We start from the raw sequence: 12,725 nt of genomic DNA on the forward strand, positions 1-12,725 counted from the left end.
CAAAGGTAATGTATGAACTTTGTAAAAAAAATATTTTATGGTAAAAAATTAGATTTAATAATTGAAAGCGGCAGAGAAAATCTTCTTTGCGAAAATTATTTTATGGCAATTAAAGATTTTACCTTTGCTTTACAAATTGATGAAAAAAATGAAGAAGCTCTATACAGCAGAGGAATGACTCAGTACAAAGTAAAACATTACAGCGATTCTTTAAGTGATTTTTTAAATCTTGATAAAATAAATCCTGATTTCAATCCGCTACAAAGTTATTACATTGCGAAAATTTACTTAAAATTAAATGATGCAAAATCTGCTTCTGAGTATGCTACTAAATATTATAAGACAAATCCCAACGATACAAAAATTCAATACTTTGCTGCCAGAATGAAATATTTTAATGCAGAATATGATGATGCATTAATTCTTGCGGATAGAATGTGTGAATTAATTCCGGAAAATTTTAATAACAGATACTTAAGAGGTTTAATTTATTTTTCACTTCAAAAATATGATAAAGCTTTGGTGGATATTGATAAAGCTATTGAGATTTCATCGGTTGAAGATTATTTATTTAACATTCGCGGTTTAATTAATGTTAAATGTGAAAGATATTACGAAGCCGTTGAAGATTTTGATTATGCAATAAGATTAAATCCTGAAAAAGGAAGTTATTATTTTAACAAAGCAAAAATTCTTTATCAGTTAAATGAATTGGCTGATGCAAAAATTTCCGTTGAAAAATCTTTGGAAATTGAACCAAACAATAAATATGCGTTACTTCTGAAAGCAGAATTGAATTTACTTTCTGAAAATTATGAAGGATTGATTGAAGATCTTGAATCATACCAAACTTTTGAACCGGGGAATATTGAAATAATTCTGAAAAAAGCTACTCTAAAAACAATGATTTACGATTTTGAAGGCGCAAAAAATGATATAAAAAAAGCAATTAAACTAAATTCGGAAGATTCTAATTTATATTATAATCTCGCATTTCTTGAATATAAATTAAATGATTTTTCATCGGCAATTAAAAATTTGCAGACTGCGGTTCAAAAAAATCCGGAGTTCAGCGACGCTTATTTGCAGAAGGGAATTATAGAATTTTTGAGCAATGAGTTTGATCATTCAATAAATTCATTGGATAAATATTTGCAATTACAGCCGGAATCTGAAAAAGCAACAATTATTAAATCGCGAGCTTTAGTTGAAATTGGAAAACTTTCCGAAGCTCAAAGTGTGCTTGAAAAAATTAAAGATTCTGCCGAAAGCGATGAATTTAATCTTTTAAATTCAAAAATAAATTACGCAAATGGAAATATTGAAATTGCACAGAAAGCAATTCAAGAAGCGGCAAACAGCGGCAAATTTAATAAAAGTATAGAAATAATTAATAACTCGCTAAAGCTTGAAGCTGGTTTACTAAATGATGTTCGTGAAATAAATGAAAATAAACAGGATAGTATTTATAAATTGGATTCTCAAATCCTAAATACTTTAATAAGTTTTGAAAAAGAGCATTATCATACAGTAAAATATAGATTATCTAATATCGATAATTTGGAAAAAAAGAGAGAGGAACAGCTAAGACCAATAAACGATTTTGTGAATAAACAAATAGGTTAATGATTTTTAAATAGCAAATCTAAAAGTAAACTTTCCTAACTGATTGTTTTTTATTGATTTATACATCACCTTTGTTTGATTTAGTCGTAAATCTTTCATATCTTTTCAAGTTCGTTTGAAGAATTAACCAAAATGGAAATTTATTATGACAAAAGCTGATATAGTAGAAAAAGTTGCATCCGGAACCGGCTTAACAAAATTAGAAACAGAGGCAATTATAGAAGGATTTTTAAATACTGTTATTCAATCTTTAAGAGAAGGCAGCAGCATCGAAATAAGAGGATTTGGAAGTTATAAAACAAAAAAGAAAAATGCGCGTTATGCAAGAAACCCAAGATCAGGTGATAAAGTTTACGTTCCCGAACATTTTGTACCGGTTTTTAAATTTTCAAAAGATTTTAAAGCTGCTGTTGATAGAGGAATGAAAAATACGGAGACAGAAGCTTAATTAACTTCAATTAATTTTATGGGGAAAGAAATAAAAAAAGAAATTACAAGTTTACAACTATTACTTACAATATTTGGTTTATCAGCAATTGGAATATTTTTATTAATTATTTCGGGATTGTTTGATACCTCTGAGACGTTTGTTCAACATAATCATACAAATAACGAAAGCCAGCAAGTTCAGTCGCCTTCGGTTGATCTAAATAAACTTAACGAAATAAACAAGCTTGAAGAAGTAGTTAAAAATAATCCCACCAACCACGAAGCATTATTGAATTTGGCTCACATGCAAAATGATAATGGTTTTTATGATAAAGCTGTTGACAAATATGAACAATATTTAAAATTACATCCGGAAAACGCTGATGTTATTGTTGATTTGGGAGTTTGTTATTTTGAATTAAAAAAATATAATAAATCTATTTCCGTAATAGAAAGTGCATTGAAAATTAATCCTACACATCAAATAGCACATTTTAATTTGGGAATTGTAAATTTATCGAATGGAAATATTAACAAAGCAAAAGAATGGTGGGGAAAGGCTCGTGATATTGACCCAAACTCTAACATTGGAAAAAAAGCTGAAGAATTATTAAAAACAAATAACTAGGAGCGTGTACATGCCTTGCGGTAAGAAAAGAAAACGACATAAAATGGCTACTCACAAAAGAAAGAAAAGATTAAGAAAGAATAGACATAAGAAAAAAGGTAAATAGTTAACTTTGCCAACTTAGCTCAGCTGGTAGAGCAACTCATTCGTAATGAGTAGGTCGGGGGTTCGATTCCCCCAGTTGGCTCGGTAACTGTTGAAAATGAGCTGAAAACAATATTTTATCCTTCCTATAACATCTAAGAAATTAGTAATTAGCAGAATAATGATAAATTTGTAATTAAACAGTCACCAATTTAGTAACCAATTTAGTAACCAATTTCATTTCCCTAAAGAACAAAGAAAAAGCCCAACTAGCAAATCGAAGGTCACCACAACCTAAAACTAATTGAGCTTTCTCAAATTAAAACTTATTTAGTGGTGATTACCGATTTATTGTTAATTACTAAAGTACACTTTTATTTTTTATTGTCAAGAACAAAATCGCTGAAGCCCAATATTTATCTGGGTTTTGACGGTGGATTCAATTTATATTAATAATAAATAATATATATAAAACAGAAAGATGTTAGGCAAGTTTACATAATACCTTATTATGTAAAGCATTTTATTCAACCAAAGTTGTTGCATAATGAGCGTTTATGCGACAAGCACAGCAAAGAAAATGCGTACTTGCTCAAAATGTAATATTCAATGAAAAATTCCAACTAAACTTTAGGGTTATAGACCCAAATTGAAGGCGTGTGGGTTATGTGTGAGAAAGGTACGCACAATCTACAAAATATTTTCAATGGTTTTCCTTAATCCTCAACACAAGAATCAGAAAAAGATAAAACACCTCTCAAAATTATTTTGAAATATTTTTTAGAACTAAGCGAAGATTATTACATATTATTGACAAAAGCTAAGTTGTTTAATTACAATGGGTTATGGGGAGTTGATGGATTTGTATAAAAGCTAAGTGATAGTAATATAAGGGTTTAGAGATAGCTCAGGGTTTGTTCTTATCCAAATCACGTCTTGATTGTTGCTATTTGGTTGCTGTTATTACACTTCATTTTTTTTCAATTTGATAAGTTTGATAATGCTGCAGATAATATAATCTACAGCTTGAATTATACTGTTAAATTTAGTTTTAAATAAACATAGATATACCTAGAATCAACTGTTTTACAAATACCATACAAATGTATGGCTAAAGTAAACTGTCCTTTAAAACTCATTATTTCAACTTTGGTTTAAAACCAAAATGTTTAATATATACTTCATGCATCGTTTCAATTAATTCATCTTTGTATTTATTCGGAACAATAAAACTATCATGAATAGGTAAACAAGGAATTCCTTTCTTTGTAAAATGTTTCAAAATATCTTCTGCAATCTTTGAATCTTTATATTGAAGAGTTAAGCCAATATCACTATTTAGGAATTTATTAATTCTAATATGTTTCTCAGCAAATCCCATAAAATATTCACGAGTTTTTAGACCATTTGAGTTGTGTAATTCTTTTAATAATTGTTTTTTATTTAGCTCATCGTTAAAAGCTTTAATTCCAGAAGTCATAGTTTTAGCATTTATTGATATTAAAGAAACCAACTTCATTAAAGGTCTTAGGGCTTCACCCATTACTAAATATGGGTCACCTTCATACTCATCACCAAGTAAGTTATATAACATATTTATGTGAAGACTGGAAAAATCAACTTCAACAACCGGCTCAAAATCAATGAGAATTTCATTTCGTTTTTCTGAATTTAGCTGTTGATAATCTCCACCATAAAACCTACCTCCTAATTTAAAGCTTGACCTATTAAACACTCTTATTACACGGTCGCTTAACTCTTTATAAATTAATAAGTTAGATTGATTCTGACTAAGTAATGGAGAAGAAGAGTTGTGCCCTTTACTATCATTGTGATTATGAATAGTGTTATTGATAGCAATAATTACATCGCTTAACTTTGTATAAGACTTAAATAGACTTTCATTATAAAAAGGGCTTAGAATTAAATGACCATTTATCAGTTCATTATATTCTTTTAAAAAATTGTCTAATCTTTTTACTTTTCGAGTGAGTGGATAATCAATATAATACTTGTCTGAATCTTTCAATATTATATTTGTTGGGTACGGAGTTTTTATTTGCGAGTCAATATTTCCAAAATATATAATACCAGATTCGGTTTTCTTTTTTCCCAACTCGATATTATCCTCAGCGAATATTGGATTATTTAAGATTTCTATCAACTCTATTGATGCCCATATTCGAGTAAGTTTTCCCTTGCCGATTTCTTTATCAAAGTGTCCTCTTTTTTCTGATAAAAAATTCATGGTTATCATTTTATCAATTAAAGCGATAGTAGTTGAATAAGTGAAATAAAGAATTCTATATTTATTTGGAATTGAATAATAGTTTTTATCTCTACTAATTAAACACACTTTACCCTTTTCACTGCATTTAATAACGTTAGTTAAAATATTGTTTAATGAATTCTTTTTTATTGTCAATTCTTTTGAACTGTTAGATTTGCAAAATTCCGGTATAATTAAATCAATAAATTTTTCAATTCTCGTTTTACTATTTCTTTTAGTTAAAATCCTTTGGTCAAAAAATTCATAGTCTTCAAGATTGATATTTTCACAGAAGTATTCATATTTGCTAACATCAAAAGAGGCACATTGATAAACAAAGGGAGATTTCTCTCCCTTGTAATTACTATTCATGCAACCTCCAAAAACAAATCTTGTTGAATACATCTTTCATTTTTAAGTTCACTTGCTTTTTGTCTTCCAAATTCATCAATTGGTAAAAATGCTTGCTGTTCAAATCCTTTATTTTTAAAAGAAAATAGTTTCCCTTTCTTCAAAAAATATTCTCTTGATGTTTCGAGTATTTTCCCTTCAAAATCTATTCTTATCCATTCAAATTGAATATCTTTTGATGTTAAGAGATTAGCATTTAAGCCAATAGAATTAGTCCTTCTAAATAGATGTGTCTTTTTTCTTGTAGTTATAAAAGTTGATTTGGAAGTATCTAAGAAGCCAATATACCTTGATTGCATATCAAGATTTAATTTTACTTTTTTTTGCTGCGGATACTTTGTGTTTAGTAATTCAATTTGGTTACTTGAATCTTTGCGGTTTGTGTTGTAATTTTCCATTGCATTTTCCTTTTGATAATTTGGAATTTGTTTTTATGCCAATGTCTTGACCACATTGGCTTTTTTTATTAATGTACAAAGCCTCAACTGATTTACTCCCGATAAATCAATTAAGGCTCTGCATTAAATTTTAGCTCAATTATTTCAGGAGTAATTAATTTTCAAATGTCTTTAATGACATTAAAAAATTTCGTATATGTAGTATAAGTGGGAAAAGAAGATGGGAACAAGTATGGGAAAATTAGGGAAATACGAATTATTCCCAGTTTTTTATGAAAGTATTTAACATTTTTTCTTTGACATATCGTTTTATTGTTTCTCTACATTTTATAATCCTCTCATTTGGGTATTTTTTTAATAATAATCCTTTTATAAAATTAAATCTTTCCTTTTGAGGAATTTCTAAAATTTTATTAAAGTTATTGTTTTTCTTAAGGCAGATTCTAATTTCATTTGCGAGATTTTCAATAGGTTTTGTTGTTATTTTTTCTTCTTTAACTTCTTCAGTTTTCTTTAATAATTTTATTCCTGTATCAGATTTAAATGAAGAATTAAGTAACTCAAAAACTCTACGTTGCTCTTTTTGTTTAGATTTTTGGGATTTGCTGTGTAATTTTAATTTCTTTATTTCACTTTTAATTATTTTCAAAATCGGTTTGAGCTCAACTTCCATTCTGTCAATAACCAAGTTCTCTACTACTGCAATATATTTAATGTTGCTCATATCTACTTGCTTTGAAAGGTATTTATAAAAATCCTTAGTATTTTCATCCTTTCCTTTTCGAATATCATAACCTTTTAAATAATTTTCATGAACTTTAATGAGATTCTTCAATTTCGTCTTTACACTTAAAAGGTAGGTTATTTGGTAATCAATTGTTTTCATTTCATGACAATAATCCAGAATTTTATTTATATCCCAATTGAATACATCAACTTCTTTCATATTCTATTTACCAAAAAAAACCCGTATTCAAGATTCACTAAACTGGTTTGCTGTCCAGTTGCCAATTAAGGCAATCTCGAAAAACGGGTTAATTAAAAATTTATATTTAGCAATTTTTATTTAGTGATTACAATCTTCTATTTACTTGTAAATTCTTGTACCTCAATTCCAAATCGTCTAAAAAATTATTTATTTAAAAATGTAGATTAAATATCAATTAAGCTACACTTATATCAATTTGCATTTTATTTTAAATATTGCATTTTTTTATTTTCTATTTGGCTACCCGCTCTTAAACTATAAATATATATGCCACTTGATAAATTTTTGGGACTCCATTCGATTGAATGTTGACCAGTTGATAACTCACTATTTATTAAAGTTGAAACCTCTCTACCTAATACATCATAGACTTTTAAACTAACGTATTCACTTTTTGGTATTGAAAATGTTATTTCTGTTTTTGGGTTAAAAGGATTAGGGAAATTTTGGTTTAATCTAAAATTATTATCAATGTCATTACCTAGATTGTTTAATGACGTTGTGAGAGGTTGATTTGTTCGAAATATTTTACCTTGGCCTGTTCCGGCATAAAGATATCCATTTGACATAACTACTAAGTTATTCACACTCGAGGTTTCTAATGAATCTAAGCCTAATAGGCGCCAACTTTCACCATTATCCTTGGATAGAAAAACACCTTTAAAACCACAGACAATCAATTCAGCATTATTAAAATATATTGATGCTGGATTTGCATAACCCAATCCAGAATAAGTCCAGTTTAATCCCTTATTGTTAGAATATCTGACCCCATCACCTAGACTGTATAGAATACCATTATTTGAATATAAATTACGAAATTCACTCTCATAATTAGTATTCCATGTTAATCCTTGGTCAAATGAATATAATAAGCCACCAAAATTTTTTGATATATATATGTTATTATCCAAATCTATACACATTGACATGTTACCCGTATTCATACTGTTTTCAGTTGGTAATAAATTATTTGAGAGAACATTGTCAGAAAAAGAATATAATGAGGCTGTACATAGTAAAAATAATTTTCCATTTGTATCATACTCAAAATCTATTATTTCTGGAATTTCCAAAAGTTTAATCCAATTTATTTCATTATTTAGAGTTTGAGCTAAATTATTTGTATACAACACCGTCAGAGTATTGTTATAGATTTTAGCATCTTTGAAAGAGGTATTATATTGTTCCGGTCGAATAAAATCTAACCCATTAGTAAATTCAATCCAATTGTTATTTTGTAAAATAAAGATACCGTCATTTGTAATAGCCATTAATTTCCCAGATGGATATTCAATTAATCTAACTAGATAATTATCATTTAGACTTTTTAATTCAATCCAGTCCAATTCTTGTGAATAAATAGGTAAAAAAAAACAAACAAACTGAAAAACTGTTATCAAAATTGATATTCTTTTGAACATTGTTGCCTCCAGATTTCATTTTATAATGATGTTAGATAAGAATCTTGATGGTGAATTTGAAGAATGTAGATTTTTCATAGTTCTACATATATTAGTTGAAGAACGGTAACATAAACTTAGTAAAAATTAAAATGAATAGTATAAACCTTATTAATGAGCATGTAATCATTATTAGTAAGTTACTATTATGTTTAATTGAGTATAATGTCCAAATATTTACAAATTTAAAAACTAATTCAACATTTCTACAGATTCCTTCAAATCCTCAGCTCTTAAGTGTGCATATATTTCAGTTGTCTTTATATCTGCATGACCTAGTAATTTAGATACATGATAAATACTTACTCCATTTTGAACTAACCTAGAAGCAAACGAATGACGCAAAGAATGGAAATTTAATGATTGATTTATTTCTAAACGTCTTACGTGTTTCTTAAACTTCTTTGAGATATGGTCTTGTTTAAATTCTTTAAAATTATTGTGGAATAGTAAGTCACAATTTTTAAATTTATAAAGTCTGTTAATAATTTCACAAGCTCTTTTAGATAAATATACTTGCCTTACTCTCTTACTTTTATTTATATAATTCTGATTGTCTAAAGTAATTGATTTGTTTGGTAAATCGACTTGATTCCAGTTTAAAGTCAATATTTCCATTTGCCTCATTCCAGTATTATAGGCAATTTCTATTATATCCCTAAACCATAGTTCCGTTACTGAATTAAAAAGAAGTTGATATTCATTCTTTGTAAAAAACTTAGGTTGCTTTTCTGGAATCCTAAAGTTTGGAATATCAGTAAAATAATTCTTTGAGATATATTTATGTCTATGTGCATAGTTAAAAGCACTTCTTAAATAGGCTAAATGTTTTTGAACTGTGTAGATTGATATTTTTCGTTTAAAGTTTAGATAGTCTTGAATACTTTGTAAAGTTATTTCGTGTAGAAATGGATTACCTAAGAACTTTTGGAAATCCTTAAAAACCCATTTTAGAGATTCAGTTGTTTTAGGTCTGTGAATATTCAAGGAAAATTTATAATACTCATTTGTAAATGTATTCAAATCAATTTTCTCAATTCCGTTTATGAACTTTGAACTATGTTCTTTACTGAAATGGGTTAAAAATTCATAAGCCTCTTTCTTAAATTTGGTCTTAGTTGATACCTTATTTCTTTTGCCAAGTTCGTTATCGAAATAAATATAGTAGTAACCATTTGCACGTTTTGAAAGAAACATAAAACCTCCTATTTAGAGGTTCATTAGGGAAATTGTTCACCAAATAAGTAACCACTTGAAGCTAAGTTATTGTTATTGCTGGTAGAGCAACTCATTCGTAATGAGTAGGTCGGGGGTTCGATTCCCCCAGTTGGCTCGGTAACTGTTGAAAATGAGCTGAAAACGCACTTTTTAGAATTCCCTCAACTGCCTCTAAAGCAACATTTTTTTCAATTTTAATAAGATTTGTTATTAAAATTGTAATTACTTTAGGATATCAAAATCTTATTAAACAATCTGAGAAACTGATGAAGACATTGTGTATCTATTCAAGTTCCCAAACGAATGCAATTACATTATCTTCAAATACTGATCTCATTTGCCAATGAATTTGGTGTTTCAAAAGATAAATCCAGCGATACTAATAGAGCTTATTTTTTCGTGTGAATTACTAAACAACATTTAATTTAATCAACTTTTTTTACTACTCAGTTTTGAAATATTAAATCCGCTACTTTACTAAACCACCAATATCTAAAGAAGCATTCTTGCTTTTATTGTTTCTGGAATGGCTTTCAGTTCTCTAATAATATCTTCAGTGTGTTCTTTGCTATCGATATCAATAATTACATAACCTATGTAAGCATCTGTCTGTAAATACTGAGATGCAATATTTAGATTTCTTGAAGTGAATACATTTGTAATTTTATTCAAAACACCCGGTTGATTTTTGTGAATGTGTAAGTATCTCTGACGATCAAGATTTGGTGTAAGCGAGATCTGAACAAAATTTGTTGCCCCAATTGAAGATCCAACATCACAATAATGAACTAGTTTATCAGAAACTTCTAGAGCAATATTAGCTTGAGCTTCTAAAGTACTTCCGCCAATGTGAGGTGTAAGTATTACATTCTGAAATTTTTGCAACGGGTTAACAAATGGAATATTGTTAGATGCAGGTTCTTCGGGATAAACATCAATCGCTGCACCGGCAATATGCTTTTGTTCTAAGGAATTATATAGGTCATCAAGATTCACAACAGTTCCGCGCGCTGCATTAATGAGTAAAGCTCCTTTCTTCATTAATGATAATTCGCGGGCACTAATCATATTTTTTGTTGTTTCATTTTCGGGAACATGAAGCGTTACAATATCAGATATTTTCAATAATTCTTCTAAAGTTGCACAGGCTGTTACATTTCCGTAATTCAACTTTTTTGTTATATCAAAGTAGAAAACATTCATTCCCATTGCTTCCGCAAGAATTGAAACTTGAGAACCAATATGCCCATAACCGACAATTCCCAAATTCTTTCCTCTAACTTCGAAAGAATGGGATGAATCCTTTTCCCACTTTCCATCATGTGCATTAAAATTTTTCTCCGGTATTCCTCTAATTAAAAAGATACATTCGCTTATAACTAATTCAGCCACAGATCTTGTATTTGAAAAAGGCGCATTAAAAACCGGAATTCCAAATTGGCGTGCAGAATCAAGATCAACTTGGTTCGTACCAATGGAATAGCAGCCAATAGCAACCAATTTTTTTGCATGTGATAAAACTTCATTTGTTAAGTTAGTCTTGGAACGTATTCCAATAATATGAACATCTTTTATTTTTTCAATCAGTTCTTCTTTTTCAAAAGATTTATTATAACACTCAACATTGCTAAAACCGTTCTCGGCAAAGAAGTTGTGAGCGTTTTCATGCAAGCCTTCGAGCAATAATACTTTTATTTTTTCTTTTGCTAATGAATATGACTTATTTTGGATTTCCATATTTTTCTCATTTTTGCTATCAAACTACTTTTAAAAAAAAGCGGTTAATTTTAACGAATTTCAATTGAAGATTTTAATAATATTTTAGAATATTTTTATCACAAATTAAATGCGAATCTAATTAAACTCTTTCAAAATAACCTACACTTTTTATTTCATTCCAAACACAAATGGAAGAATAAAAATTACCAAAATTGTATATGCAAAATAAATTGTTAAATATTTCGCAACCGTACTTTCTACTAAATCGAGTTTAGTAATTTTAAAGTAAGATTGCAGCAAATCCTTTGCAATTAAAATTAAGTTAACAAATATCAAAACATTTGATAACAAAACTACGGTTCTGTTTGGTGTTATTCCTGAAGAAAATCTTGTTATTATTGCCGTTAATGCAATTGAGTTTATTACAATAGCCAAAACCGCTAACGCAAATAATATCAAAACATTTATATTTTTATCTTTTGTTTTATCAAGTTCCGAAACGGAAAAAACAATTATTGCCATCACAGCCAATAACAAAGCATTAAAAACCAATAGCAGATTTCTATCTTCAAGAATTTTGCTGTTTGAGAAAACCATAGAAATTAAATAAACAACAAGTGTAATTAAAACTAATGGAGTGAAAACTCTTGCAATTACTGGCGCAATTTTGCTTGTAATATTTGGATATAAACGAATCAAAAAGTAAGCTGCAATTGGCGAAGATACGCCTCCGATTAAAACAATATTTTCAGAATAAAATTTTTCAATATTCATATCTATTACATTGAATAAGTTTAAGGTAATTGCCGTAAGCAATCCTCCGGAAATAATTAATAGTCCCGTCATTATCAAAAGTTCGCCGTTAAAACGAATGAACTCAATTTTTCTTCTGGTATTCTTAAAATCAAATGAAATAAAAGTAAGTGCGAATAAACACCATAAAAATAGCGGAATGTGAAGTTGTGAAAGAATGATTGAATCGCTTGTGTGATAGGGTAATAAGTTTACAAACACCAATAAAATCAAGGTTGTAAATCCGTAAATCAAAAACTTCTTCACATCATAAATTTTATTTTGATAAAAAGTATAAAGTATCAATCCGTTGCAAACTATTATTGCTAAATTTCTTTGATAAAAAATTTCATTACTAAGTTGAGAAAAAACATTCGGAAGTTTTGCTAAAATTCCCGTTGCTAAAGAAAGAATAATCACAATCAATAAATCAATTTTACTAAATCCTATAAACTCATTTTCTGTTTCCGGAGCTAAGCGAACTTTCCAAAATTCTACTAAATCGGAATTATAATCATTAGATATTACGGCAAAATTTTTGGTAAAATCCTCTTTATTCTCTCGATATAATTTTTCGAGATTTTCTGGATTATTAATGTTTTCAATTATTTGTTGTTTCATGTGAGTGATGTTTTTTTTAGTGAAAAATTTCAGTGCGTCAACACTGGAAATATATGATTTATTTAGATGATAAATTTCA

Annotated in this window: 10 protein-coding genes and 2 tRNA genes; 5 read left to right on the forward strand and 7 right to left on the reverse strand. The window is 28.5% G+C overall.

The genetic code is table 11. The features are described 5' to 3' along the window. Positions 1–12: 12 nt before the first annotated feature. From IPH62_11025 to IPH62_11040, 4 genes are all read left to right on the forward strand, one after another. On the forward strand, positions 13–1,626 hold the full coding sequence (locus IPH62_11025) for a hypothetical protein (GenBank protein MBK7105805.1): 1,614 nt from the start codon (positions 13–15) through the stop codon (positions 1,624–1,626). 145 nt (positions 1,627–1,771) lie between these two features. After that, positions 1,772–2,074 carry an integration host factor subunit beta gene (locus IPH62_11030; protein ID MBK7105806.1) on the forward strand — a complete coding sequence of 101 codons (303 nt, stop codon included), beginning with the start codon at positions 1,772–1,774 and terminating at the stop codon, positions 2,072–2,074. 18 nt (positions 2,075–2,092) lie between these two features. Next, positions 2,093–2,683: a tetratricopeptide repeat protein gene (locus IPH62_11035; protein ID MBK7105807.1), complete on the forward strand. Its 591-nt coding sequence runs from the start codon at positions 2,093–2,095 to the stop codon at positions 2,681–2,683. Positions 2,684–2,797: 114 nt separating this feature from the next. After that, positions 2,798–2,870, forward strand: a tRNA-Thr gene (locus IPH62_11040). Between the two features lie 1,035 nt (positions 2,871–3,905). Here IPH62_11040 and IPH62_11045 read toward each other — a convergent pair. From IPH62_11045 to IPH62_11065, 5 genes are all read right to left on the reverse strand, one after another. Next, complete coding sequence (locus IPH62_11045) at positions 3,906–5,408, reverse strand: hypothetical protein (GenBank protein MBK7105808.1); 1,503 nt, start codon at positions 5,406–5,408, stop codon at positions 3,906–3,908. Then, on the reverse strand, positions 5,405–5,845 hold the full coding sequence (locus tag IPH62_11050; GenBank protein MBK7105809.1) for a hypothetical protein: 441 nt from the start codon (positions 5,843–5,845) through the stop codon (positions 5,405–5,407). The genes IPH62_11045 and IPH62_11050 overlap by 4 nt, the downstream gene beginning before the upstream one ends. A 256-nt stretch (positions 5,846–6,101) precedes the next feature. After that, complete coding sequence (locus tag IPH62_11055) at positions 6,102–6,791, reverse strand: hypothetical protein (protein ID MBK7105810.1); 690 nt, start codon at positions 6,789–6,791, stop codon at positions 6,102–6,104. Positions 6,792–7,036: 245 nt separating this feature from the next. Continuing rightward, positions 7,037–8,257, reverse strand: a complete 1,221-nt coding sequence (locus IPH62_11060; GenBank protein MBK7105811.1) for a T9SS type A sorting domain-containing protein — start codon at positions 8,255–8,257, stop codon at positions 7,037–7,039. Between the two features lie 231 nt (positions 8,258–8,488). Continuing rightward, the gene (locus IPH62_11065; protein MBK7105812.1) at positions 8,489–9,493 is read right to left on the reverse strand and encodes a site-specific integrase; all 1,005 of its coding nucleotides are present in this window, start codon (positions 9,491–9,493) and stop codon (positions 8,489–8,491) included. Positions 9,494–9,552: 59 nt separating this feature from the next. On the opposite strand from IPH62_11065, the gene IPH62_11070 reads away from it, so the two are divergent. Next, a tRNA-Thr gene (locus IPH62_11070) sits at positions 9,553–9,626 on the forward strand. Between the two features lie 380 nt (positions 9,627–10,006). Here IPH62_11070 and serA read toward each other — a convergent pair. Continuing rightward, positions 10,007–11,251 carry a phosphoglycerate dehydrogenase gene (gene serA, locus IPH62_11075; GenBank protein ID MBK7105813.1) on the reverse strand — a complete coding sequence of 415 codons (1,245 nt, stop codon included), beginning with the start codon at positions 11,249–11,251 and terminating at the stop codon, positions 10,007–10,009. Between the two features lie 150 nt (positions 11,252–11,401). Next, positions 11,402–12,646 carry a DUF4153 domain-containing protein gene (locus tag IPH62_11080; protein ID MBK7105814.1) on the reverse strand — a complete coding sequence of 415 codons (1,245 nt, stop codon included), beginning with the start codon at positions 12,644–12,646 and terminating at the stop codon, positions 11,402–11,404. Between the last annotated feature and the right edge of the window lie 79 nt (positions 12,647–12,725).

It is taken from the genome of Ignavibacteriota bacterium (assembly GCA_016708125.1).
Classification (GTDB): Bacteria; Bacteroidota; Ignavibacteria; order Ignavibacteriales; family Melioribacteraceae.